Source organism: Arthrobacter sp. P4_F10 (genome assembly GCF_056401435.1).
The window spans coordinates 31,653-54,845 of record NZ_JBFUJJ010000001.1; the positions used below are offsets into that span (position 1 = coordinate 31,653).

At 67.1% G+C, this 23,193-nt stretch carries 27 protein-coding genes and 1 tRNA gene; 10 read left to right on the top strand and 18 right to left on the bottom strand.

Features of this window, described 5'->3' with window-relative positions; all coding sequences use genetic code 11:
* Positions 1 to 44: 44 nt before the first annotated feature.
* The 4 genes from AC1DR1_RS00155 to AC1DR1_RS00170 form a co-directional block, all read right to left on the bottom strand.
* Positions 45 to 1,409 (bottom strand): MFS transporter, encoded by a 1,365-nt coding sequence (locus AC1DR1_RS00155; protein WP_229992474.1) that lies wholly within the window; start codon positions 1,407 to 1,409, stop codon positions 45 to 47.
* The gene (locus tag AC1DR1_RS00160) at positions 1,406 to 1,927 is read right to left on the bottom strand and encodes a winged helix-turn-helix transcriptional regulator (protein ID WP_476991964.1); all 522 of its coding nucleotides are present in this window, start codon (positions 1,925 to 1,927) and stop codon (positions 1,406 to 1,408) included. Before AC1DR1_RS00160 ends, AC1DR1_RS00155 begins: the two co-directional genes overlap by 4 nt.
* Positions 1,928 to 2,021: 94 nt before the next feature.
* The gene (locus AC1DR1_RS00165; protein ID WP_229992472.1) at positions 2,022 to 3,230 is read right to left on the bottom strand and encodes a cystathionine gamma-synthase; all 1,209 of its coding nucleotides are present in this window, start codon (positions 3,228 to 3,230) and stop codon (positions 2,022 to 2,024) included.
* 17 nt (positions 3,231 to 3,247) lie between these two features.
* Positions 3,248 to 4,633, bottom strand: coding sequence for a cystathionine beta-synthase (locus AC1DR1_RS00170; protein ID WP_476991965.1), 1,386 nt, complete (start codon positions 4,631 to 4,633; stop codon positions 3,248 to 3,250).
* Positions 4,634 to 4,702: 69 nt separating this feature from the next.
* On the opposite strand from AC1DR1_RS00170, the gene AC1DR1_RS00175 reads away from it, so the two are divergent.
* Positions 4,703 to 5,896: an SLC13 family permease gene (locus AC1DR1_RS00175; protein ID WP_476991966.1), complete on the top strand. Its 1,194-nt coding sequence runs from the start codon at positions 4,703 to 4,705 to the stop codon at positions 5,894 to 5,896.
* A gap of 39 nt (positions 5,897 to 5,935) precedes the next feature.
* Here AC1DR1_RS00175 and AC1DR1_RS00180 read toward each other — a convergent pair whose 3' ends face one another.
* Complete coding sequence (locus AC1DR1_RS00180) at positions 5,936 to 6,358, bottom strand: VOC family protein (protein ID WP_229992469.1); 423 nt, start codon at positions 6,356 to 6,358, stop codon at positions 5,936 to 5,938.
* Positions 6,359 to 6,521: 163 nt separating this feature from the next.
* Between AC1DR1_RS00180 and AC1DR1_RS00185 the strand changes: the two genes are divergently transcribed.
* The gene (locus tag AC1DR1_RS00185; protein WP_476991967.1) at positions 6,522 to 7,502 is read left to right on the top strand and encodes a DNA-3-methyladenine glycosylase family protein; all 981 of its coding nucleotides are present in this window, start codon (positions 6,522 to 6,524) and stop codon (positions 7,500 to 7,502) included.
* A gap of 19 nt (positions 7,503 to 7,521) precedes the next feature.
* On the opposite strand, the gene AC1DR1_RS00190 is transcribed toward AC1DR1_RS00185, so the two are convergent.
* Positions 7,522 to 9,198 carry an AMP-binding protein gene (locus AC1DR1_RS00190; protein WP_476991968.1) on the bottom strand — a complete coding sequence of 559 codons (1,677 nt, stop codon included), beginning with the start codon at positions 9,196 to 9,198 and terminating at the stop codon, positions 7,522 to 7,524.
* 111 nt (positions 9,199 to 9,309) lie between these two features.
* Between AC1DR1_RS00190 and AC1DR1_RS00195 the strand changes: the two genes are divergently transcribed.
* Complete coding sequence (locus AC1DR1_RS00195) at positions 9,310 to 9,588, top strand: putative quinol monooxygenase (RefSeq protein WP_364745399.1); 279 nt, start codon at positions 9,310 to 9,312, stop codon at positions 9,586 to 9,588.
* A gap of 113 nt (positions 9,589 to 9,701) precedes the next feature.
* Here the strand turns inward: AC1DR1_RS00195 and trxA are convergent, their stop codons facing one another.
* From trxA to AC1DR1_RS00210, 3 genes are all read right to left on the bottom strand, one after another.
* Positions 9,702 to 10,115 carry a thioredoxin gene (gene trxA, locus AC1DR1_RS00200; protein ID WP_476991969.1) on the bottom strand — a complete coding sequence of 138 codons (414 nt, stop codon included), beginning with the start codon at positions 10,113 to 10,115 and terminating at the stop codon, positions 9,702 to 9,704.
* Between the two features lie 78 nt (positions 10,116 to 10,193).
* Positions 10,194 to 10,739, bottom strand: coding sequence for an acyl-CoA thioesterase (locus AC1DR1_RS00205; RefSeq protein ID WP_229992464.1), 546 nt, complete (start codon positions 10,737 to 10,739; stop codon positions 10,194 to 10,196).
* Between the two features lie 51 nt (positions 10,740 to 10,790).
* Positions 10,791 to 11,519, bottom strand: a complete 729-nt coding sequence (locus AC1DR1_RS00210; protein ID WP_476991970.1) for a Type 1 glutamine amidotransferase-like domain-containing protein — start codon at positions 11,517 to 11,519, stop codon at positions 10,791 to 10,793.
* Between the two features lie 299 nt (positions 11,520 to 11,818).
* Here AC1DR1_RS00210 and AC1DR1_RS00215 point away from each other — a divergent pair, with 299 nt between their 5' ends.
* Positions 11,819 to 12,253: a DUF7144 family membrane protein gene (locus AC1DR1_RS00215; RefSeq protein WP_229992462.1), complete on the top strand. Its 435-nt coding sequence runs from the start codon at positions 11,819 to 11,821 to the stop codon at positions 12,251 to 12,253.
* 13 nt (positions 12,254 to 12,266) lie between these two features.
* Here AC1DR1_RS00215 and AC1DR1_RS00220 read toward each other — a convergent pair whose 3' ends face one another.
* The 4 genes from AC1DR1_RS00220 to AC1DR1_RS00235 all read right to left on the bottom strand — a co-directional run bounded on the left by AC1DR1_RS00220 (position 12,267) and on the right by AC1DR1_RS00235 (position 14,441).
* Positions 12,267 to 12,671 (bottom strand): VOC family protein, encoded by a 405-nt coding sequence (locus tag AC1DR1_RS00220; RefSeq protein WP_476966277.1) that lies wholly within the window; start codon positions 12,669 to 12,671, stop codon positions 12,267 to 12,269.
* Between the two features lie 29 nt (positions 12,672 to 12,700).
* Positions 12,701 to 13,243: a GNAT family N-acetyltransferase gene (locus AC1DR1_RS00225; RefSeq protein ID WP_364745392.1), complete on the bottom strand. Its 543-nt coding sequence runs from the start codon at positions 13,241 to 13,243 to the stop codon at positions 12,701 to 12,703.
* 72 nt (positions 13,244 to 13,315) lie between these two features.
* On the bottom strand, positions 13,316 to 13,726 hold the full coding sequence (locus AC1DR1_RS00230) for a DUF1801 domain-containing protein (RefSeq protein ID WP_364745390.1): 411 nt from the start codon (positions 13,724 to 13,726) through the stop codon (positions 13,316 to 13,318).
* The gene (locus AC1DR1_RS00235) at positions 13,710 to 14,441 is read right to left on the bottom strand and encodes an MgtC/SapB family protein (protein ID WP_229992457.1); all 732 of its coding nucleotides are present in this window, start codon (positions 14,439 to 14,441) and stop codon (positions 13,710 to 13,712) included. Before AC1DR1_RS00235 ends, AC1DR1_RS00230 begins: the two co-directional genes overlap by 17 nt.
* A gap of 239 nt (positions 14,442 to 14,680) precedes the next feature.
* On the opposite strand from AC1DR1_RS00235, the gene AC1DR1_RS00240 reads away from it, so the two are divergent.
* The gene (locus AC1DR1_RS00240) at positions 14,681 to 15,142 is read left to right on the top strand and encodes a DUF1810 domain-containing protein (RefSeq protein WP_364745388.1); all 462 of its coding nucleotides are present in this window, start codon (positions 14,681 to 14,683) and stop codon (positions 15,140 to 15,142) included.
* A 171-nt stretch (positions 15,143 to 15,313) separates the two neighbouring features.
* Here AC1DR1_RS00240 and AC1DR1_RS00245 read toward each other — a convergent pair whose 3' ends face one another.
* On the bottom strand, positions 15,314 to 15,907 hold the full coding sequence (locus AC1DR1_RS00245; RefSeq protein WP_364745386.1) for a DinB family protein: 594 nt from the start codon (positions 15,905 to 15,907) through the stop codon (positions 15,314 to 15,316).
* 118 nt (positions 15,908 to 16,025) lie between these two features.
* Here AC1DR1_RS00245 and AC1DR1_RS00250 point away from each other — a divergent pair, with 118 nt between their 5' ends.
* A complete protein-coding gene (locus AC1DR1_RS00250) occupies positions 16,026 to 16,607 on the top strand; it encodes a LysM domain-containing protein (RefSeq protein WP_364745384.1) in 582 nt (193 codons plus the stop codon).
* Between the two features lie 103 nt (positions 16,608 to 16,710).
* Here AC1DR1_RS00250 and AC1DR1_RS00255 read toward each other — a convergent pair.
* Both AC1DR1_RS00255 and AC1DR1_RS00260 read right to left on the bottom strand, forming a co-directional pair.
* Positions 16,711 to 16,792: transfer RNA gene (locus tag AC1DR1_RS00255), tRNA-Tyr, on the bottom strand.
* Positions 16,793 to 16,964: 172 nt separating this feature from the next.
* On the bottom strand, positions 16,965 to 17,219 hold the full coding sequence (locus AC1DR1_RS00260; RefSeq protein WP_476991971.1) for a hypothetical protein: 255 nt from the start codon (positions 17,217 to 17,219) through the stop codon (positions 16,965 to 16,967).
* A gap of 198 nt (positions 17,220 to 17,417) precedes the next feature.
* Here AC1DR1_RS00260 and AC1DR1_RS00265 point away from each other — a divergent pair, with 198 nt between their 5' ends.
* Positions 17,418 to 17,909 (top strand): YajQ family cyclic di-GMP-binding protein, encoded by a 492-nt coding sequence (locus AC1DR1_RS00265; RefSeq protein ID WP_018773569.1) that lies wholly within the window; start codon positions 17,418 to 17,420, stop codon positions 17,907 to 17,909.
* Positions 17,910 to 18,074: 165 nt separating this feature from the next.
* Here the strand turns inward: AC1DR1_RS00265 and htpX are convergent, their stop codons facing one another.
* Positions 18,075 to 18,944, bottom strand: a complete 870-nt coding sequence (gene htpX / locus AC1DR1_RS00270) for a zinc metalloprotease HtpX (protein ID WP_364745380.1) — start codon at positions 18,942 to 18,944, stop codon at positions 18,075 to 18,077.
* Positions 18,945 to 19,015: 71 nt separating this feature from the next.
* Complete coding sequence (locus AC1DR1_RS00275; RefSeq protein ID WP_229992450.1) at positions 19,016 to 20,287, bottom strand: MFS transporter; 1,272 nt, start codon at positions 20,285 to 20,287, stop codon at positions 19,016 to 19,018.
* Positions 20,288 to 20,388: 101 nt separating this feature from the next.
* Between AC1DR1_RS00275 and AC1DR1_RS00280 the strand changes: the two genes are divergently transcribed.
* From AC1DR1_RS00280 to AC1DR1_RS00290, 3 genes are all read left to right on the top strand, one after another.
* Entirely contained in the window at positions 20,389 to 20,856 is a 468-nt protein-coding gene (locus tag AC1DR1_RS00280; RefSeq protein ID WP_229992448.1) for a Fur family transcriptional regulator, read from the top strand.
* Positions 20,857 to 20,878: 22 nt separating this feature from the next.
* Complete coding sequence (locus AC1DR1_RS00285) at positions 20,879 to 22,378, top strand: catalase (RefSeq protein WP_476991972.1); 1,500 nt, start codon at positions 20,879 to 20,881, stop codon at positions 22,376 to 22,378.
* A gap of 174 nt (positions 22,379 to 22,552) precedes the next feature.
* Positions 22,553 to 23,188: a DUF2461 domain-containing protein gene (locus AC1DR1_RS00290; protein WP_229992446.1), complete on the top strand. Its 636-nt coding sequence runs from the start codon at positions 22,553 to 22,555 to the stop codon at positions 23,186 to 23,188.
* Positions 23,189 to 23,193 lie beyond the last annotated feature (5 nt).

Here is a 23,193-nt window from a genome sequence, read left to right on the forward strand (position 1 = left end):
CGGCGCAAACGCGCCCTCGCTGTCGGGCCAGTCTACAGACCCGGCTACGCCGGCACCGGGACGGACTCCAGCTTCCGGGCGTCCCTGCGGATGGTGGCGCTGATGACGGCGGCGATGGTGCACATGGCGGCGGCGGCGAACCAGGCATAGGTGTACTGGCCGGTGGCGTCGCGGACCGCCCCGGCCGCCAGGGCCGCGGCGGCCGCGCCGAGCTGGTGGGCCGCGAAAACCCAGCCGAACACGACGCTCCCGTCGGCGCCGAACACCTGGCGGCAAATCGCGGCCGTCGGCGGCACCGTGGCGACCCAGTCCAGGCCGTAGATGACCACGAACACGATCATGCTGGGCTGGACGGTGGCGCTGAGCAGCAGCGGCAGGACCAGCAGCCCGATCCCGCGGAACTGGTAGTACACGGCGAGCAGGATCCGCGGGTTGAAGCGGTCCGTGAGCCAGCCGGAGGCGATGGTGCCGATGATGTCGAAGAGGCCGACGACGGCGAGCAGGCCCGCCGCGGTGGTTTCGGGCATGCCGTGGTCATGGGCGGAGGGGATGAAGTGGGTGCCGATCAGCCCGTTGGTGGTCGCGCCGCAGATCGCGAAGCCGGCCACGAGGGCCCAGAAGGTACGCACCTTGCTGGCCCGTTTGAGGACCTGCAGGGCCCGGACCGCGGCGTTCCGGCGGGGCTCCGCCGCTGCCTGCCCGGGCGCTGCCTGCCCGGCCGGCCCGGTCGAGTCGGTCGATTCTGGCCCTGTGACGGCGCCGGCGGCCGGCGGCGTCGCCCCGTAGGGCAGCACGCCGACCTCGGCCGGTGAGTTCTTCAGGAACTTCAGCACGAGCGGCACCACGGCCAGCGCGCCGGCACCGATGAGGAGCGAGGCCTGCCGCCAGCCCGGGTCCTGGGCCAGGAGCGCGATGAAGGGCAGGAACACGAGCTGTCCGGCGGCACTGCCGGCGGTGAGGATGCCGATGACCAGGCCGCGGCTCTTGGCGAACCAGGTGTTGGCGATGGTGGCGGCGAAGACCAGCGCCATGGACCCGGTGCCGAGCCCGATCAGCAGCCCCCAGGTCAGCAGGATCTGCCAGGACTGGGTCACGAAGACCGTCAGGGCGCTGCCGGCGCCGATCAGCACCAGGGCCACGGCCGTGACGGCGCGGATGCCGAAGCGTTCCATCAGGGCTGCCGCGAACGGCGCCGTGAGCCCGAAGAGCACGAGGTTGATGCTGACCGCGGCCGAGAGCACGGTGGTGGACCAGCCGAACTCGTTCTGCAGCGGCACCATCAGCACCCCCGGCGCTGCCCGGAACCCGGCGGCGCCGACCAGCGCGAGGAAAGCCACGGCGGCAACAGTCCACGCCGGGTGGATGCGGCGCCGGACCGGCGCGGGGGTCATGGTTTCAGGGGCGCTCATGCGGCGGTTCCGTTCTGGTCAGGGGTCGCGGTGCCGGACGTGGCCAGGGGCACGGGGTCCGCGGTGCGGGAGAGGCTGTGCCAGCTCGTGTTGGTGGCCGTCAGCGGTTCCCCGCAGGCCGTACACGTGTCCGCCGAGGAGGTCCTCTCCCCGCAGCCGGTGTGGATGACGAACATGTGCGCCTGCCCGGAAGGCGCCGGGAGGTGCTTTTCGGCCCAGATCACGACGGCGTTGAGCACCGGGAGGGCGTCCTCGCCCTTGGCGGTCAGGACGTATTCCTGGCGGGTGCGGCCGCCGTCGCCGTAGGGCCGCCGGGTGAGGAGCCCGGCCTCCACGAGCCCGGCGAGCCGCTTGGTGAGGACGGAATCGGCCGCCCCGAGCCGGGCCTTCATGGCCTCGAAGCGGCCGTTGCCGAAGAACACCTCGCGCAGGACCAGCATGCTCCAGGGATCGCCGAGGATGTCGAGGCCGCGGGCCATGCTGCAGGTCCGCTGGGACCAGTCGGATCGGAGTGCCATGCGGCCACCCTAGCTGACTCTCTTAGAGAAAGCTAGGGTGGCCGCGTTCGGCGCACCGGACTGACGCCTGCGCGGCGGTCAGCTAGGGGTGCAGTTAGCTGCCGGCGTCCAGGGAGGACAGCGCGGCGTCAAGGTCGGCGATCAGGTCCTCGACGTCCTCAATGCCGCAGGAGAGCCGGATCAGGTTGACCGGAACCGCCAGTTCGGTGCCCTTGACCGAGGCGTGCGTCATTTCCGAGGGGTAGTTCATCAGCGATTCGATCCCGCCCAGGGACTCGGCCAGGGTGAAGACGGAGGTCGATTCGGCCACCTTGCGTGCCGCGGCCTCGCCGCCCTTGAACTGCACGGAGATCATGCCGCCGAATTTCTTCATCTGCTTCTTGGCCAGCTCGTGGCCCGGGTGGGAGGGCAGGCCCGGGTACAGCACGGCTTCGACCTCGGGGCGCTCCAGCAGCCATTCGGCCACGGCCTGCGCGTTGTCGCTGTGCCGGTCCATGCGCACGCCGAGGGTTTTCAGGCCGCGCGTGGTGAGGAAGGCGTCCATCGGCCCGGACACGGCGCCGACGGCGAACTGGACGAAGCCGATCTTCTCGGCCAGCTCGGGGTCGTTGACCACGATCGCGCCGCCGACGACGTCCGAGTGGCCGCCGATGTACTTGGTGGTGGAGTGCACCACGATGTCGGCGCCGAGGGCGAGCGGGGTCTGCAGGTACGGCGAGGCAAAGGTGTTGTCCACCACGAGGAGCGCGCCGGCGTCGTGCGCCACCTTGGCGAGCGCCTCGATGTCGGTGATCTTCATCATCGGGTTCGACGGCGTCTCCACCCACACCAGGCGGGTCTTGCCGCCGCCGTCGGCCGTGCCTCCGGCTGCTACGGCGGACGCGACGGCGTCGAGGTCGGACATGTCCACCGGGGTGTTGCCGATGCCCCACTCCCCCAGGACCCGGCTGATGAGCCGGTAGGTTCCGCCGTAGGCATCGTTGCCGAGCACAATGTGGTCACCGGGGCGGGTGAGGGCGCGGATCATCGAGTCCTCGGCGGCCAGGCCCGAGCTAAAGGAGAACGCGGCGCTCCCGCCTTCCAGCGCGGCCAACTGCTCCTGCAGCGAGTCACGGGTGGGGTTGGTGCCCCGGCCGTATTCGTAGCCGTCCCGCAGCCCGCCGATGCCGTCCTGGGCATAGGTCGACGAGAAGTGCACGGGGGGCACCACCGCCCCGGTGCGGGGCTCAAACGCCTGTCCGGCGTGGATGGCACGGGTGTTGAAGCCCGGGATTTTCGAGGAAGAGCTTTCAGGCACAGACATGGGACTCCTTGAACTGGTCAGTTGCTGAGGTACGCGAGGAGGTCGTGGCGGGTCAGGATCCCCACCGGAGCGCCGACAAACGTCACCATGAGGGTGTCAGCGTCGGAGAGGAGTTCGCGGGCGGTCGAGATCGATTCGAGCGAGCCGATCACGGGGAGGCGGGCCTCCATGTGTTCGGAGATTTTGTCCGAGAGCTTTGCCTCGCCGCGGAAGAGCTTGGCCGTCAGCGTGCGTTCGTCCACGGCGCCAAGGACCTCGCCCATGACGACGGGCGGTTCCTGGGACAGGACGGGGATGTGCGAGACGCCGTACTCGTTCATGATGTTGATGACATCGCGGACGGACTCGTTCGGGTGGATGTGGACGAGGTCCGGGAGTTCACCGGTTTTGGCTTTGAGGATCTCGCCCACCGAGGCCTCGTCCCCGCTGGCCAGGAAGCCGTAGGAGCGCATCCACTGGTCGTTGAAGATCTTCGCCAGGTAGCCGCGGCCGGAGTCCGGCAGGATGACCACGACGACGGCTTCCGCCGGGAGGTCCTTGGCAACCTCCATGGCGGCCACGACGGCCATGCCCGAGGACCCGCCCACCAGCAGGCCTTCCTCGCGCGCCAGCCGGCGGGTCATCGCGAAGGAATCGGCGTCGCTGACGGCAATGACGTCGTCCGGGACGGACTTGTCATAATTGGCCGGCCACATGTCCTCCCCGACGCCCTCGACAAAGTACGGGCGGCCGGTGCCGCCGGAGTACACCGAGCCTGCGGGATCCGCGCCGATGATCTTCACGACGCCGCCCTCGGCCCCGGGCCGCCCGGCGGAAACTTCCTTKAGGTACCGGCCGGTGCCCGTGATCGTGCCCCCGGTGCCGGCGCCGATCACGCAGTGCGTGATGCGGCCGTCGGTGTCATGCCAGATCTCAGGGCCGGTGGTCTCATAGTGGCTGGCCGGTGCGGCCGGGTTGGAGAACTGGTCCGGCTTGTAGGCTCCCGGGATTTCGGTGACGAGCCGGTCCGAGACGCCGTAGTAGCTTTGCGGGCTGTCCGGCGGGACGGCGGTGGGCGTGACCACCACTTCGGCGCCGTAGGCCTGGAGCACGGCCCGCTTGTCTTCGCCGACCTTGTCCGGCACCACGAAGATGCAGCGGTAGCCCTTCTGCTGCGCCACCAGCGCCAGGCCAACGCCGGTGTTGCCCGAGGTGGGTTCCACGATGGTGCCGCCGGGCAGGAGCTTGCCCGTTCGTTCGGCCTCATCGATCATCTTCGCCGCGATGCGGTCCTTGATCGAACCGCCGGGGTTCAGGTATTCGAGCTTTACCAGGATGGTGGCTGCGATGCCATCGGTCACGTGGTTGAGTTTGACGAGCGGCGTATGGCCGATGAGGTCCAGAACGGACTGGGCGTACTTCATAGGTACAAAGCTACCGTCTCCGGCGGGGATGCACCTCGGCGCGGCGACGCCTCCAGCAGGTGCGAGGATATGGCAGTGAAGAGGATCGCCCGGCTGAAGAAGCTCAGGAGCTACGCGCTGCCCGCGGGCATGCTGCTGGCGGGGTGCGCGGCGCTGGCCACCGGGCTGCTGCCGGTCCCCGCTTTTCAGGAACTGGCGGCAAGGACCGTGCCGGTGCTGGCGTTCGTGGTGGCGATGTCCCTGGTCACGGAGCTGGTGGATGAGGCCGGGCTCTTCCGCGTGGTCACGGAGCGGCTGGCCGCCCTGGGCCGCGGCCGGGTCCTGTTGCTGTGGTTCCTCGTCATCGCACTCGCCACCGTTTCCACGGTGTTCTTGTCGCTGGATACGACGGCGGTGCTGGTGACTCCCGTCGTCGTGCTGCTGGCAATCCACGCCCGCATTCCGCCGCTGCCGTTCGCGCTGACCACAGTGTGGCTGGCGAACACGGCCTCGCTGCTGCTGCCGGTCTCAAACCTGACCAACCTGCTGGCGCAGGACCGGCTCAAGCTCAGCCCCGCCGCGTTCGCTTCGCTGGTGTGGGCCCCAGCCCTGGTGGGCATCCTCGTGCCGCTGGTGCTGCTGTGGCTTCCGTTCCGGAAGGATCTGCGCGGCAAGTACGGACCGCAGCCGGTCCATAGGGTGCGGGACCGGGTGCTGCTGTACGCGGCATCCGGGGTCATGGTGGTCCTGCTTCCGGCGCTGGTCTCCGGGGTTCCGGTGCAGATCCCGGCGCTCGCGGCAGCCGCGGCCCTGCTCCTGCTGTTCCTCTGGCGGCGGCGCTCCGCCCTGCGCTGGTCCATGGTTCCTTGGCGCCCGCTCATGCTCACGTCCGGACTTTTCATGGTGGTGGAGGCCCTGCACGCCAACGGGCTCACCCGGTTCCTGTCCGGGATCGCAGGCACAGGCGAGAGCCTGCCGGCGCTCCTGCAGCTCGCCGGCCTGGGTGCGGGGGCAGCCAACGCCGTGAACAACCTGCCCGCCTATTTGGCCCTGGAACCGGTGGGCGGCTCCCCGGCCCGGCTGGCGGCCCTGCTCATCGGCGTGAACCTGGGCCCGCTGGTGACCCCGTGGGCTTCCCTGGCCACGCTGCTGTGGCACGAGCGGCTCCGTGCCCTCAACGTGGAGATCCGCTGGGGAGGCTTCGCCGTAGCCGGTGTGGTGGCCGTTGTCCTCACGGTCCCACTGGCGGTCGTGGCACTGTGGCTCACCACAGGGATGCACTGAGCTGCATGCCCTGAGGTGCCAGCGCACCCGTCAGGGACGTCAGGCGCCGATGTCATCCGCCGCGGCGCCGGCGCCGCCCTCACGCGGGGCGCTCTGCCAGAGACCGACCACATTGCCTTCGGTGTCCCGGAAGTAGGCGGCCCAGCCCATAGTGCCGACTTCCTGCCGTGGGGAGACAGTGCTGCCGCCCAAGGAGTTGATCTTCTCCAGCGCCGCGTCAATGTCATCAACGTCCACGGTGACCACCGGGGACGTGAGGTCTCCCTCACGGTGGAACATGCCGCCGTTGATGGAGCCCGCAACGGAGGGCATGCCCGTTGCATCCGTCGGCGTCGTCTTGATCATGGAGTAACTCATCTCGGGCACCGAGCTGACCTCCCAGCCAAACGCCGAACTGTAGAACTCCCGTGCGCGGCCCTCGTCGTCTGCGGGGATTTCAAAATGTACAACTCCACCAGCCATCACACTCTCCCAAGAACAAGGATTCGGGCCACGAGGCAGGCGTGGACGCTCCACGCCACAGCAGGAGTTTAGTCCCGGCAGCGCTGGACGTTAAGGGCCCTACGCCCCATGCTCCGTTGCTGCGGATGCGGCCGCTGTCGGGGGGACATGGGAACATGTTCGAATGACCGTTGCAGACGTCCCCGCAGGCATTGCCGCCGCGGCGGACGCCTCACTGCGGTGGCGCCCGGGCAGCCCGTTCGACTTGATGCAAACCATCGGCACGCTCCTGCGCGGCCACGGCGACCCGTCCATCCGCACCGCCCCGGACGGGGTCTGGCTCGCGTTCACCACCCCGCACGGTCCGGCCACGCTGCGCCTGGCAACCGCCGGGCCGCGGGCGGACCCGGCAGTGGACGCGCAGGCCTGGGGCCCCGGAGCGGTGGACGCCGTCGCCTCCGTTCCGCGCATGCTCGGGAGCGAGGACGACTGGTCCGGCTTCGACGAGCCCGCGTTCCACGCCACGCTCCCGCGCATGGTGGTTGAAGCCCGACGCCGGAACCTCGCGATCCGGCTGCCTGCAACCGGCCGGATGATCGACTCACTGGTGCCGACCATCCTGGAGCAGAAGGTCACGGTCATCGAGGCCCGCCGCGGCTACCGCTACCTGATGTACCGCTACGGGACGGCGGCACCGGGTGCCGGCACGGTGGCTCCCGCCAATCTGCTGGTCCAGCCGACGGCCGCGCAGTGGCTGCACATTCCGTCCTGGGAATGGCACAAGGCCGGCGTGGGCCCGCAGCGTTCGGCAACCATCATGCGGGCGCTGCGTTCCGCCGTCGCGCTTGAACGGCTCGCCGCGCTGCCCGCTGCGGAGGCAGGGGCCAAGCTGCAGACCCTTCCCGGAATCGGGGTGTGGACGGCGGCGGAGGTGGTGCAGCGCACGCACGGCTGCCCGGATTCGATCGCGGTGGGCGATTACCACCTCGCGGCCTACGTGGGCGCCGCCCTGACCGGCCGACGCACGGACGACGCCGGCATGCTCAGGCTGTTGGCCCCTTGGGCAGGGCACCGGCAGCGTGTGGTCCGGATGATCGGACTGAGCGGCTTCCGGAAACCGACCTTCGGCCCGCGCATGACCATCCAGGACCACCGCGGCCACTGACCCCCACCCCGCGTTGCTGTCAGAGGCCCAGCCGGGCCGCGGCCTCCTGGCGCATGTCCACCTTGCGGATCTTGCCGGAGACGGTCATCGGGAAGCTCTCGCGGACGTCCACGTAGCGCGGAATCTTGTAGTGCGCGAGCTTGCCGCGGCAGAACTCGGCCAGGCTGGCGGCGTCCATCGGAGCGGCCCCGGGCTTCAGGATGACGCAGGCCATCAGTTCCTCGCCGTACTTGGCGTCCGGGACGCCGATCACCTGCACGTCCTGGATGTCCGGGTGGGTGTAGAGGAATTCCTCGATTTCGCGCGGATAGATGTTCTCACCGCCACGGATCACCATGTCCTTGATCCGGCCTTCAATCACGATGCAGCCGTCCGCGTCCATCCGGGCGAGGTCCCCGGTATGCATCCAGCCGTCGGCGTCGATCGCCTCGGCCGTCTTGTCCGGCTGGTTCCAGTACCCCCGCATCACGGCGTAGCCGCGCGTGCAGAGTTCACCGATCCCGCCGCGCTCCAGCACTTCTCCCGTCACCGGGTCCACAATCCGGCTCTCCAGGTTCGGCATGGTCCGGCCCACGGTCTCGGTCCGCTGGGCCATGGTGTCCACGCTCCGCGTCATTGTGGACACCGGCGAGGTCTCCGTCATGCCGTAGCAAATGGCGACGTCTGTCATGTTCATTTCGGTAATGACCCGGTTCATCACCTCGATCGGGCACAGCGATCCGGCCATCACGCCCGTGCGCAGTGTCGCGAGGTCGTAGGAGGCGAACTCCGGCAGGGCGAGCTCGGCGATGAACATGGTCGGCACCCCGTACAGCGAGGTTCCGCCGAAGTCCTGCACGGCCTCCAGCGCCGAGGCCGGCGTGAACGCCCGGCCGGGGATGATGGTGGCGGCGCCGTGGCTGAGGGCCGCCAGGTTGCCGATCACCATGCCGAAGCAGTGATAGAAGGGCACCGGGATCACTACGCGGTCGTGTTCCGTGTAGCCCAGCTGCTCGCCGATCGAGTAGCCGTTGTTGAGGATGTTGCGGTGCGTCAGTGTGGCGCCCTTCGGGAAACCGGTGGTGCCCGAGGTGTACTGCAGGTTGATGGGATCGTGCGGGTCCAGTTCCGCCATGCGCGCCTTCAGGGCGGAATGCCCGACGTCGTCAGCCCGCTTGAGCAGCTCGGCGTACGTGCGCTCCGCGTCGTTTTCGGGTTCGCCCGCAGTCAGCCCGGCCAGGCCGGCATCCGGGAGGAAGACCAGCTCGCGCAGGTCCGGGCACGCCGCCAGCGCCTGCCGCGCCATCCCGGTGTAGCCGCTGTTCCGATCCGACGGCGCGGAGACCAGCATCCGCATGCTGTTCTGCTTGACCACGAACTCGAGCTCGTGGCTGCGGTAGGCGGGGTTGACGTTGACCAGGATCGCCCCGATCTTCGCGGTGGCGTACTGCAGGATGGTCCATTCGGCGCAGTTGGGGCTCCAGATGCCAATCCGCTCGCCTTTACCTACGCCCAGGGCGAGGAGCGCACGAGCCAGGCGGTCGACGTCGTCGTTCAACTTGGAATAGCTCCACCGCCGGGCCTCTTCGCCGGGCACCGCGGCCGCCTCGATCAGGGCGTCGTGGTACGGGAACCGCGCCGCAATCCGTTCGAAATTCGCGCCAATGGTGTCCTCGAGCAGCGGAACGTCAGTGTCCCCGGCTGTGTAAGCAAGCATGATGAGACGCTACCAACTGACCGGAGGCAAAAGAAGAGCAAAGCTTGGAAGTCCTATGAAATCTTGGGTCATCTTCCAGTGCCGGCGCGGCGGCCCGGTAGGGTAATTGCCATGAGTGCACCCGTTGATCTTCAGGCCATTTTCATTCCCAACGACGGCGAATTCTTCCGCGTGAAGCTCGCCTTGGAAATCGCGATTGACGAGGTGGTCAACGAGCCCGGCTGTATCCGGTATGAGCTCACCGAGGCCAGCGAGGACAAGCTCGTGCTGACCGAACGGTGGGCCAGCCAGGCGGACCTGGACAAGCACTCCAAGGGCACGGCCGTCCAGGACCTGAACGAGTCCCTCAGCGCGCTGCTGGCCGAGCCGGTCAAGCTGGAAATGCTCTAGGCACCCGCCCCTCAACAACGCCAAAATGCGGGGTCACTCCGCGCCCATCCTTGAAGGATCCATGGGCGCGGAGTGGCCCCGCATTGCTTTTAGCCGAGGAATTAAGCCGGGGGTCAGGACTCCGGAATCTGGGTCCCGTCCTGGTTGGTCGCCGCGGCGGCGGCCTCTGCCTGCGAACGGGCCACGTGGGCGTGGACTTCTTCCATGTCCAGGGCCTTGACGGCGTCGACCACCTGCTCGAGCTGCTGCGCGTTCAGGGCGCCAGGCTGCGAGAACACCAGGACCTTTTCGCGGAAGGCCATCAGCGTGGGGATCGACGTGATGCCGGCCTCGGCAGCGAGCTGCTGCTCGGCTTCAGTGTCGACCTTGGAGAAGACGACGTCCGGGTGCTTCTCGGAGATCGCTGAGTATGTGGGGCCAAACTGCTTGCACGGGCCGCACCATTCGGCCCAGAAATCGACGAGGACAATGTCGTTATCCTCGACTGTCGATGCGAACTGTTCACCTGTGATGTCTACGGTAGCCATGAGTCAACGGTACGGGAGCCGGCATGGATTGTCCCCGGCATTTCGCTGTTGGCACATCCGGGCAGGCCGGCCCGGATGCTACGCCCAGGCGTGCGGGGCCGGACGCCTGGCGCCGGGCAGGGCGTTGGTTTCACGCCATTCGTGGATCCACTCGGGCAGCTCCAGATCCGCCGGCGGAGCGCCGAATTCGCGGATGATTTCCTCCTGGCTGACGGGTTTGCCCTTACTGAGAAGCCGGGTGGCGATGTAGGCGCGCGCGTAAACCTCGCCGTCCACCACCATCCGCTGCTCGAAGTAGATGGCCTTCGAGTCGAGGCCGATGATCCTGGATTCGATGGTGTATTTCTGCCAGAGCTGCAGCGAACGGCGGAAGGCGATGGTCTCCCCCGCCGCCACCGGGGTCCAGCCCCTGCGGCGCATCTTTTTCCAGGTTCCGCTGCGGGCCATGAGATCGAAGCGCCCGAGGTCCATGAGCGAGAAGTACATGCCGTTGTTGACGTGCATGGCGATGTCGATATCCGTGGGCAGGACCCGCAGCGGCAGCGAGGAGTTGCCCCAGATGCTCAGGGGTGAGCGGCGCGAGGACGTGAACAGCAGCAGGAGGGTCCGGAATAGGAGGTGCATGACTCAATGTTACCCGTGAGTAACAAACGTGCCAAGGGGCGGGCTCCGGGCCTAATGTTGCGCGGTCAGGACCGAGACTGTGGCCTTGGTGCCAACACCGCGAATCGTCCAGCAGTTCCCAGCGCCGATTACCTCCAACGATTCCAGGTCCCTGTGGTGTAGGACCAGGGCAGTGTTCTCATCCACGGCCGCCGCACGGTCCACGAGGCCTTTCGCCACCGCGCCAACCGCCCGGCTTAGAGTTCCGGCCTGCGCGGCGTGGACGTCGACCGCGAAAGGCACCAGTCCAAGTCCGTCGCGGATTTCCAGTTCCTCGAGTCCCTCAGACCATTCGACCGGGCAGATTTCTGTGCCCCGGATTCGGTAGCCGCCGACAATCGCCCGCGCTGGCGCCACCATCGCCCCGGCGGAGAACCCCATATACGGCACGCCCTCCGAGACCATTCGACGGATGGCCTCCGCGGACGGCCGCAGGCCATCCAGGTATCCCGGCGTCGGGCCGCCCCCGACGACGATCCCGTCGACGTCGTCAAACGCGGCAGGATCCGCCTCCTCGTTGAAGTGGAGAAGGACCGGGAGCACCTCGCAGACGACTCGGGATTCCAGCGGCTTCAGATAGGCGGGCAAAAAGTATTCCGAACTGCCCTCGTGGTCAAAGAGAACCACGGCAATGCGAGGAACCCTGCCAGGCGCCCGGTGCCGGACTTCCTTGACGAACCGGTCGAAAACGGCAGGAGTGGTCACGGTGTCGGGGCCGCCGCCGACGAGCAAGATGGTCATGGCTTCAAGGTACCCGGATCCGGGGCAATCGCGATGGGCCAGGCGCATCTGAACCAGCCTCGGCCGACACCGCACTTGCTCGCGGCCCACCCTGCGGATCGGGGCGAGGCGGGCGGCATCGCCGGATTCCGTCGGTGCGCGGACAGAACGGAGCCGACCGCCGGGGCGGCTCCGACGACCTGAACGATTGACCGGCCCGGACTGCGAGGAACATAATCGGAATCGGTACTAGCTTCACCACACGACTGCGCCGACCATGAGGCCGACGACAGAGCATTCAACGGAAAGCGGTCGACACTATGAGTACTGCCCATCACCCTGTCACTGCGACCGGCTGGACCGGTTGGGTCCGTTTCGCCGGAGTCATTCTGATCATCAACGGCGTTTTCAGCGGCCTTCAAGGCCTAGTCGCGCTCACCGGACCCGACACCTACTATTTGTCGACCCCCGGCACGCTGTTCCTCTTCGACGCGAAGGGGTGGGGCTGGTGGAATGTGGCAATCGGTGCGGGTCTGATCCTCACCGCCGTCGCGCTCTTCTCGGGTGCAGCGTGGGCTCGGATCGTTGCGGTCATCCTTGCGGGCGTCAGCGCGGTCGTTCAGTTGATGCTTATTCCGCAGCAGCCGTGGTGGTCCGTCATCGTCATCGCCGTCGACGTGCTGATCATCTACGCGATCATCGCCCACGGCGAGGAACTCAAGGCTGAACAGGCACCTCCGCCAAGCAATCCGTAGGGCACCGAAGCGGTCAGTCCGCCGCGATCAGCTCCACTTCGTAGCCGTCCGTATTCACGAGGTAGGCGGCGAAGTGGCCGGGACCGCCGGCGTGCGGATATTTCTCCGGAAATAACTCGGCCCAGCCGTGGCTGTGGCTCTCACCCGTCATGGCGTCCACATGTTCCCGCGTCCCGGCGCTGAACGCCAGATGGTTCAGGCCCGGCGCGGTGCGCTGGTGCATGGTTCCGCTCAGGTCCGGGGACTGCTCGACGACGATATACGTTGGCCCGCGGCGCCAGCTGCACCCGTGCGCCCAGTCCTGGTAGGCCTCGTAGCCCAGCCGGCCCAGCAGCCAGCCCCACTGGTCCCTGGCCCGTTGCAGGTCAGGCACCCAGAGTTCAACATGATGCAGGGCACCGAAGTCCGCCGGTGCCATCGGAACAGCTGCATCCGGAACAGCCGCCATCAGAACAGGATCCGTTGGAACAGGACGTGGTCCTGCCAGGAACCGGCAATCTGAAGGTACCGGGGGGCCAACCCGATCTCCTCAAAGCCGGCCCGCTTCAGGATCCGCTGCGACGGGGAGTTGTGCGGGAGCGTGGCGGCCTGCAGCCGGTGCAGGCCGAGCTCGTTCCGCGCGGTTTGGACGGCGAACTCCAGCGCGGCCGAGCCAAGACCCCGCCCGGTCATGTCCTTGTCCACCCAGTAGCCGAGGTGGGCACTGAGGAACGGCCCCCGGACAATCCCGCTGAGGTTAATCACCCCGATGATGCGGGAACCATCCACGAGAACCCATGGCACGTCCGATCCCGCGATGAACAACCCGAGCTTGGATTCAATGCTGGCGGCCTGTCCGTTGACAGTGAAGAAGTCCTCGGACCGCACCGGCTCCCAGGGCGCCAGGTGCTCCCGGTTCCGCAGGTAGGCGTCGGCCAGCGGGCCGGCGTCGGGCCTGCGCAGCACGCGCACGCGTACAGTCTCCGTCAGGGGGATGCTGTGCTCGGTCATCCGCAGACTCTAACGGTCATCCCGAACGGCTTCAATCAGCGTGCCCGGCAGTTCGAGAATGGTCATCCTGCTTCATCTGCCCGGCTTGAGTTTTCGCCAGCCGCCGGCCCGGTTGTCCGCGATGATCTGCCGGAACATCGCAGTGAGGGCCTGCCCGGGGATGGCTTCCCCCTGGCTGAAAGCGACGGTGCGCGCGCTCTTGTTCTCGTGCCCGCCGGTGATGATGCCCTCCGGGTCCGGAACGATCCCGCCGTCGTACAGGAAGACGTTGACGTGGTCCTTGGCCGCGAGCAGGGCGCAAATGTTGCCGTCCAGGACGAAGTAGGGCTGCGTGGTGCGCTTGATGGTCTCTTCGACCGCCGGGTCGGCGGCATGGACAAGTTCACGCACCTGAGCGCAGATATCCTGCTGCCAGTCCGGCAGTGCCGCGATGAACGCGTCAACCCGGGGGTCCCGCTGCGGGTCCTCAGGCGCTGGCATCATCGTCGTCCTCGTTCGGGTCGACGCCGCGAACGGTCACACTCTGCACGCCGGGCACATCCAGGAGGTAGGGGACGAGTTCCCGCAGCGGAAGATGACCATGGAAGCGGATGTCCATGAGGACGAGCGGCTTTTGTTCATCGCCCGCCTTATTGGTGCTCAGGATTGACGAGCTGAATCCCATATTGGTGGCGATCTCCAACACTTGCCGCAGCACGCCCTGGTTGTCGGCATAGCCCAGGTGCAGGACCCGGTGGGCGTCCGGGGTCGGGATCTTCCGGATTAAGGGAGAGACGACGTACAACGTGATGAGGTGGAAAACGGTCAGTGCAGCAGCTAGGGACAGCATTCCGGCCCCGCACGCCATGCCGACGGCGGCAGAAACCCAAATGCTGGCGGCCGTCGTCAGGCCGCGGACAACGTTCCGTCCCTTGAAAATCACCCCGGCGCCGAGAAAGCCGATGCCGCTGACGATTTGGGCCGCAATACGGGACGGGTCCATGGTGGCCCCAGGCGCCAGGGCGTAGACGAAGCCGTAGGCCGAGATAAGGGTGAAGGTGCAAGAGCCCAAGCCGACCAGGACGTGGGTGCGGTAGCCGGCGACCTTTTGCCGGACCTGCCGCTCGGTGCCGATCAGGGAGCAGAGGACAAATGTCGCCAGCAGCAGCCCGACTTCCACCAGCGTGGTTGGGGTATATAGCCCATATGCGTCCTGCATCCCGCCCTCCGGCCCGGCCCGAGAGTGGCGCCCGGATCCGGACGCCTGCAGCTCCGGCCAACTCTGAGGTGCGCCAATGACTCTCGATGTTGATCGTACCGCCACCCCCTTATGGGGAGTAGTGGCCGGGGAGTAGTGATGGGTCTGGTCCGCTTAGAAGCCCGGGCCGACTTTGGTCCTGTCGAGGACCCCGGTGACCAGGCTGTTCCGGCGCGCCCCGGCGACGTAGCCTAGCGAGAATGGAAGACCCTTACGATCTTGAACGGTTCGTGACTGCGCAGGACTCCGGCGGGACGTACCGACAGGCCTTGGCGGAGCTGAAGTCGGGCATGAAGCGGAGCCACTGGATGTGGTTCGTGTTCCCCCAGCTCGCAGGCCTGGGCCACAGCGAAACCGCCCGCAGATATGCCATCTCCTCCCTCGACGAGGCCCGGGCCTACATCCGGCACGACGTCCTTGGCCCCCGTCTGCGAGAGGTTGCCGCCGCCGTGGCTTCCGTTGATGGCCGGTCCGCGGTGCAGATTTTTGGCAGCATCGACGCGCGGAAGCTGCACTCGTCCATGACGCTGTTCCGGCTTGCAGCCCCCGGCGAGTCCGTGTTCCGCGACGTCTCGGACCGCTACTTCGACGGCGTGCCGGATCCCGCCACCGAACAGCTTCTGGAAGGGCAGACAGGCGATCCCGACCCGGCGGACGGTTAGCTGTCCGCGGTGGCCACCGACCGGGCTTCGCAACCGGGAACCACCTCACCACAGGCAAACGACTTCACGAAAGCTCCTTCTTCTTCAACCGCGGACTGGACTACCCCATGTTGGCTCCGCGCCGAAAACTGAGATTTTGCTCGCAGAACAATGGAGTGTTGCCGGCCTGTGCTACCGGCCGGGCACCCCTGCTTCAGCGGCGACGGCCGCCGCCTCGATGCGGGCCCGGTGAACGGCCCACTCCTCGGGCGTGCGCACTGAAAGGTTGGGATCCCCCGGGCGCTGCCCGGCCCTGCCGTCGATGAGCTCGCGCAGGATGTCGGCGTGTCCGAGGTGGTGGGCGGTCTCCACGCACATGTGCACGAGGATCTGCTGCAGTGTCACGTGCTTGCGCTCATCCGGCCACCAGGGCACGACGCCGGGCGCGTCCAGCGGGAGTTCATCGATGGTGGCGTCGCTGTGGGCGGCCGAGAGCCGGTGCAGCTCCGTGATCTGCTCCCGTGTCTCGCCGTGGGCTGCCCACATGTCGGCGTCCGGCTCCGCGTCGTCGGCGAACCATGGCAGTTCCAGGTCGCTGGGACGGCCGAAGACCTCGCCAAAGTAGCCCAGTTCGACGCTGGCCACGTGCTTGACCAGTCCCAGCAGGCTGGTTCCGGTCGGCGTGAGGGGCCGGCGCGCGTCGTACTCGCTGAGGCCTTCGAGCTTCCCGAGGAGGTCTGCGCGCCGGGTGCGCAGATATGTGTGCAAGATCGCTTTGTCGTCCATGACCGGCACTATACCGAACGCGCGGGGGCCGTCCCGAGGGAAGCGGGTTTCATAAAACGTATGGAATAATTGCACCAACGGGCCTCGGGGGGAGGCCCCGAGCGACAGGACACCCAGGGTGAGTCTCGGTTACAGTGCAAACCGCGTTCGGCCCGCCGCCGCAGTTCTTCTGGCCGCGGTTCTCGTTGCCCTGCTGACAGCCTGCGAATCCGGCACGGATGCGGCGGGCGGAACCCCGGCGGCCGCTGCCGCCGGAACGTCTCCGACGGCCGCTGCTCCTGCATCGCCCGCGGCGCCCGTGGGCCTGCAGGGAACGACCGAAATGAACGGGTACTTCCAGCCGATGCGCTACACGGCTGTCGACGGCGACACCTGGGAAGGAATCGCCGCCCACTTCCGGATGACTCCCGAGATCCTCAGGAGCTTCAACGAACCGGTATCCGTTGCCGAGGGAGAGGTCATCGACCTCAGAGGCGTGGACGTGCCGCAGCTTGGGGCCAGCGGAAGCGTGACCGGCCAGGACGGGCAAGGGCGGCTCCTGTATACGGCGAATGCAGGAGACACGCCCGCTGGCATCGCGAGCCGCTACGGCGTCCCGCTCTATGCGCTGCGGATAGCCAATCTGAACCTGCTGAACGGCGGCGAATGGATTCCGCCCGCAGGCACAACTGTAACCATCCCAAATCCGCCGCTCGACTGAGCCGCGGACTTTCGCGGGCGGGCCCGAACTTGGGTGGGCCCCGAAAGCCGAAGGCAAAGAAAAAGCCTCCGAAACCAAATGGTTCCGGAGGCTTTTCCAAGGGTGGCAGATGAGGGATTCGAACCCCCGTAGGCGTTGCCAGCTGATTTACAGTCAGCCCCCTTTGGCCGCTCGGGTAATCTGCCGAACTTCAAAAGAAGATCACTCGCGGTTTCCAGTCCCGGAACGTCTGTTTCCAGTCCGTTCCGCTTCCAGCACCCGCGGGCAAGACAACTTTACAGAACTTCCGCCGAAGAATCGAATCGGCGCACCCATCGGCCAAAAAAGGGCCAAAAATGGGCCGAAATGCCCGGAAATTCAGGCCTCTCCGAGAATGCGTCCGGCCAGCCGTGCCTCGAATCGTGCCGCCTGCTCTTCGGTGACCTGGTTCAGCTCGACGGCGCGGGCCAGGTCCGTGTGGACACCGTCCAGACGGGCTGACGCATCGGGGGYCGGACTCAGAATGATGGAAGCCGCCAGTGCGGCGGCGGCAACGGAGGTCGCCGTCACGGCCAGCGTGCTGGCAGCGGCGGCGGTAGTGCGGGTGACGTAACGGACGGCCTTATGGTGCATGTTCTTGCCTTTCAGCAGCAGTTCCAACCCTTGCAACTCTTCCGAGCCTGGCTTCGTTCCCGCCGTGATTGAGCTATGAGCGGACTGTGAAAGTAGTCCCGCCCGGCCGCCCTCCAGAACGTGGGCATCCGTACTAGGCTGGAATGCAGACATCCCGGCCTCACATCAGGCACCCGGCTAACCATCAGGAGGAAAGTCATGGCAGGCGAATCCACGTTCGACGTCGTCAGCAAGGTAGACAAGCAGGAAGTCGCCAACGCGCTGAACCAGGCACAAAAGGAAATTGCCCAGCGCTACGACTTCAAGGGCGTCGGCGCTGAGGTTGATTTCAGTGGCGAGAAGATCCTGATGAAGGCAAACTCAGAGGAGCGGGTGCTGGCGGTGCTCGACGTGCTGCAATCCAAGCTCATCCGCCGCGGCATCTCGCTCAAGTCCCTCGACACCGGCGAGCCCTACGCCTCCGGCAAGGAATTCCGGCTCGAGGCCTCCATCAAGGAGGGCATCGCCCAGGACCTCGCCAAGAAGATCAACAAGCTGATCCGGGACGAGGCCCCTAAGTCCGTCAAGTCGCAGATCCAGGGCGACGAGCTCCGGGTGACGTCGAAGTCCCGCGATGACCTCCAGGAGACCATGAACCTGCTCAAGGGCTTCGACGAGGCCGACCTGCAGTTCGTCAACTTCCGCAGCTAGCGGCCCGTCCGCGGCGCAAGTTTCCTCACGACGCGCAAAAAGGCCCGCGACACCGGTATTCCGGTGTCGCGGGCCCTTTTGCATGTCACGAAACTATTCGCGCGTCGCCAGACACTTCGCGCGTCGCCGGCGAATTTGCACGTCGCCAGACCCGCAGCTAACCAACTAGCTGAGCGGGCGGCCGGCCATCCGCTCCAGCCGGCCGATCCGCTCGGCCATCGGCGGGTGGGTGGAGAACATCTTGGCCACGCCGCCGCCGCGGAACGGGTTGGCGATCATCATGTGGGAGGCGTTGACCAGCCGCTGGTCCTGCGGCAGCGGCGCCAACTGCACACCCTGCTCGATCTTGCGCAGGGCGGAGGCGAGCGCCAGCGGATCTCCGGTCAGCGCCGATCCGTCCTCATCGGCGTCGTACTCCCGCGTCCGCGAGATGGCCATCTGGATCAGGGACGCGGCGAACGGGGCCAGCAGCGCCATCGCGATCGCAGCGAACGGGTTCGCGTTGCGGCGGTCCCCGCCGCCGAACAGCAGCATCATCTGCGCCACCGAGGTGATGACGCCGGCGACGGCGGCGGCCACCGACGCCGTCAGGATGTCCCGGTTGTAGACGTGCATCAGTTCATGGCCCAGGACGCCGCGCAGCTCACGGGCGTCCAGCAGCCTCAGGATGCCCTCCGTGCAGCACACCGCCGCGGTCTGCGGATTCCGGCCGGTGGCGAAGGCATTCGGCGCCATGGTGGGCGAGACGTAGATCCGCGGCATCGGCTGGTTGGCCCGGCCGGACAATTCCCGGACGATCTGGTACAGCTGCGGCGCCTCGGCCTCCGTGACCGGATAGGCCTGCATGGCACGGATGGCCAACTTGTCACTGTTCCAGTACCCGTAGGCCGTGGTGGCGACGCCGATCAGGGCCATGATCCAGATCGGCGCGGCACTGCGCGTGCCGGCGGCGATGAACGCCCCGAGGCCAAGCAGCACCGCCCACAGAACCCCGAAGAGTGCCGCGGTTTTAAGTCCGTTGTGATGCTGGTGCACTGCTCCTCCTGATGCCCTGCACTGCAGGCTGATGCCCGGTACTTCAATGAACTACCAAGAAAAACGAACCGCTACGGCACCGGGTTCCGTGCGTCGTACCGCAGGAATCCGGACTGCAGGTGGGCCAGCGTCCAGGCGACCGCAATGCACATCACGCCGCCGAGCAGCAGGACCCATCCCTCGTTCAAAAGTTTAGTCGCGCCGCCCGCCAGCATGTCCCCGATCCGGGGTCCGCCGGCCACCACCACCACAAACACGCCCTGCAGCCGCCCGCGCAGGTGGTCCGGGGTGGAGGCCTGCAAGATGGTGGTGCGGAAGACGGCGCTGACGGAATCCGCGATCCCGGCCAGTGCGCAGCACAGGGCGGCGGGCAGCAGCCACACCGTCACGCCGTCGTCTCCGGAATGATCTGCGAGGACCACCACCAGGCCGAAGGCCGCCACCGAGGCGCCCCAGCCCATCACGGACCATACGACGGCGGCCCCCTGCCGGCGGACGCCGCCCAACGGGCCGGAGAACAGACCGGCCAGGAACGCCCCCACTGCCATCGAGGCCAACAGGATCCCCACCGTGGCCTCGCCGCCGCCGATCATCACGGCACCGATGGCGGGCAGCAGCGCCCGGGGCTGGGCAAAGATCATGGCGACGAGGTCGATCACGAATGTCATGCGGAGGTTGGGCCGGGTGCCAAGGAAACGGAATCCCTCCACCACGGAACGCAGCCCGGCCGGCCTGGCATGCTTTCCGGGCGGCATTGGGGGCAGCTTCAAAAGCGCCCAGAACGCAAACGCGAAGGTGACGACGTCGATCGTGTACGTCCAGCCGAACCCGACCCACGCCACGAGCACCCCGGCCAGCAGCGGGCCGGCCGTCATCGTCAGGCCGAAGCTCATCATGTTCAGGGCATTGGCGGCCGGCAGCAGCTCCTTGCGCACCAGCACCGGGATGATGGCGCTGCGGGCCGGCTGGTTGATGGCCTGGGCACCGCTTTGCACTGCCACGATCGCGTACAACAGCCACACGTTGCCCACCTGCAGCCACGCCTGGAGGGCCAGCGCGGCGGTGCTCACCCAGAGGACGGATGAAGCCAGCAGGGCCACGGTGCGGCGGTCGTGGGCGTCGGCGATCGAGCCGCCCAGGAGGCCGCCGAACACCAGCGGCACGAGGGCGAAGATGCTCAGCAGCCCCACGTAGAGGCTGTCCTGGGTCAGCCGGTAAACCTCGAGGCTGACGGCCACCAGCGTCAGCTGGCTGCCCAGTGCGGAAACGGCCGAGCCCAGCCACAGACGGCGGAACGCGGGACTTTCGCGCACGGGGGTGATGTCCGCCAGAAGATTCTCCACCGGGCAACTCTAGCGGCGGGCAGCGAGCGCACTGTGACGCGGCCGGAAAAGTTAGTCCCGCCTTATTGTGAGGCAGTCATAATAAGTGCTTGAATGGGGGTATGACGGTTTCCTCGGGCACCCACGACGCATGGGCAGCCGCCCTGCGTGCCCACGGCCGCCGGGTGACCAAGCAGCGCCTGGCCGTGCTGGCCGCCGTCGAACACCACCCGCATTCGCCGGCGGAGGCGATCCTTGCCGCAGCCCGGCAGGAATTGCCGGACCTGACCGCGCAGTCCGTCTATGTGGTCCTGGGCGATCTCACCGATCTGCACATGCTGCGCCGTTTCGAGCCCCCGCACTCCCCCGCGCTGTACGAGACGCGGGTGGGAGATAACCACCACCACGCCGTGTGCATCAGTTGCGGCCGCGTGGAGGACGTCGAATGCGCCGTGGGCCACGCGCCCTGCCTGACCCCGCACTGGGGCGCGGACGCCAAGCCGATGACCATCCAGATCGCGGACGTGCTGTACCAGGGCATCTGCCAGGACTGCCAGCGCACCCAACAGCTTCCCTCCGACCGAAACTAAGAAACCCAACCAAAGGAGAACGATGACCGAGATCATCTCTGCGCCCGCCGTGTCCACAACACAGTCCGGCGCTCCCGTCACTTCCGACGCCCACTCCAAGTCCGTCGGCGCCGACGGCGCGATCATCCTGACCGATCACTACCTGATCGAGAAGCTCGCGCAGTTCAACCGCGAGCGGGTCCCGGAGCGTGTTGTGCACGCCAAGGGCGGCGGCGCCTTCGGTAGCTTCAAGACCACCGAGGACGTCTCGAAGTACACCAAGGCCGCCCTGTTCCAGCCCGGCACGGAGACGGACATGCTCATCCGCTTCTCCTCCGTTGCCGGCGAGGCAGGCTCCCCCGACACCTGGCGCGACCCCCGCGGTTTCGCCGTGAAGTTCTACACCACCGAGGGCAACTACGACCTCGTCGGCAACAACACTCCGGTGTTCTTCATCCGCGACGGCATCAAGTTCCCGGACTTCATCCACTCCCAGAAGCGCCTCCCGGGCACCCACCTGCGCGACGCCGACATGCAGTGGGACTTCTGGACCCTCTCCCCCGAGTCCGCCCACCAGGTCACGTGGCTCATGGGCGACCGCGGCCTGCCGGCTTCCTGGCGTGAAATGCAGGGCTACGGCTCGCACACCTACCAGTGGATCAACGCCGAGGGCGAGCGGTTCTGGGTGAAGTACCACTTCAAGTCCAACCAGGGCGTCAAGTCCATGTCCGGCGACGAGGCCGAGGCCCTGGCCGGCGCTGACGGCGACTTCTACATCCGCGACCTCCAGGAAAACATTGCCGCCGGCAACTTCCCGTCCTGGGACCTGCACGTCCAGGTCATGCCGTACGAGGACGCCAAGACCTACCGCTTCAACCCGTTCGACCTGACCAAGGTGTGGCCGCACGCGGACTACCCGCTGATCAAGGTCGGCACCATGGAGCTTAACAAGAACCCGGAGAACTACTTCGCGCAGATCGAGCAGGCAACCTTCGCGCCGTCGAACTTCGTGCCCGGCATCGCCGCTTCCCCGGACAAGATGCTGCAGGCCCGCATCTTCTCCTACGCGGATGCGCACCGCTACCGCGTCGGCACCAACCACGCCCAGCTCCCGGTGAACGCGCCCCAGAACCAGGTCAACAACTACAGCCAGGACGGCGCCGGACGGTACCACTTCAACGCTCCGTCCGTTCCGGTGTACGCACCGAACTCCGTGGGCGGCCCGGCTGCGGTTGAGCTTGGCGTTGCGGGCGGCGGCTGGGAGAACGACGGCGAGCTCACGCTCTCCGCGCACTCCCTGCACGCCGAGGACAGCGACTTCGGCCAGGCCGGCACGCTGTACCGCGAGGTGTACAACGACGGCGAGAAGGCCCGCCTGCTGGAGACCGTGACCGGCGCCGTCAGCGGCGTCAAGAACGCCAGCATCAAGGAACGCGCCATCGCGTACTGGACCAATGTCGACGCCGATTTTGGCGCCAAGCTGCGCGCCAACCTCGGCGCCGGCCAGGTTGAGTCCGACGCCGAGGCCGCCAACAAGGTCTGATAGCTGCGTCGACGGCCACTTGAAGGCCGGCCGCTTTGAGGGCCGGCTCAACGGGAGGCCGTTTGGGCCAACAGAACGCCCCGCCACGGACCTCCGTGGCGGGGCGTTCTGCGTTATCCACATGCGTGCGCGGGCCCCTCGCCACCGTGCACCGCGGCTCCGTAGGATTTGGGCATGACCGCATTCGCAGGCATTCCGGACGACGCCTTCCGGTTCTACGCCGATCTTGAACAGAACAACAACCGGGACTGGTGGCTGGAGCACAAGCCTGTCTACGACGCCGCGGTGAAAGGTCCGCTGACCCAGCTGCTGGCCGAGCTGGAGCCGCGCTTCGGCCCGGCCAAGCTCTTTCGCCCCAACCGGGACGTCCGGTTCTCGCCGGACAAATCGCCCTACAAGACCGCGCAGGGGGCCTTCGCGGCGCTGGACGAAGGAGTGGGCTTCTACATCCAGCTCAGCGCCGACGGCCTCCTGATCGGCGGCGGCTGCCACACCCACACCCCGGCCCAACTGGCACGCTTCCGCGGCGCCGTGGATGATCCCGCCAGCGGCGAGGCCCTGCGGGAGATCGTGCGCAAGGTCGAGGCAGCGGGGTTCGCGGTGGAGGGCGAACGCCTGAAGACCGTGCCGCGGGGCTTCGAGAAGGACCATCCGCGGGCGGAGCTGCTCAAGCACAAATCCCTCACGGCCGGGGTCAACGTGGGCCAGCCCGGCTGGCTTGCCGGACCCGGGGCGGTGGAGGAAGTGGCGCGGCGCTGGGAGGATTTGCGCCCGCTCGTGGAGTGGGAGGGCCGCTACGCCGCTCCCTGAGGCTC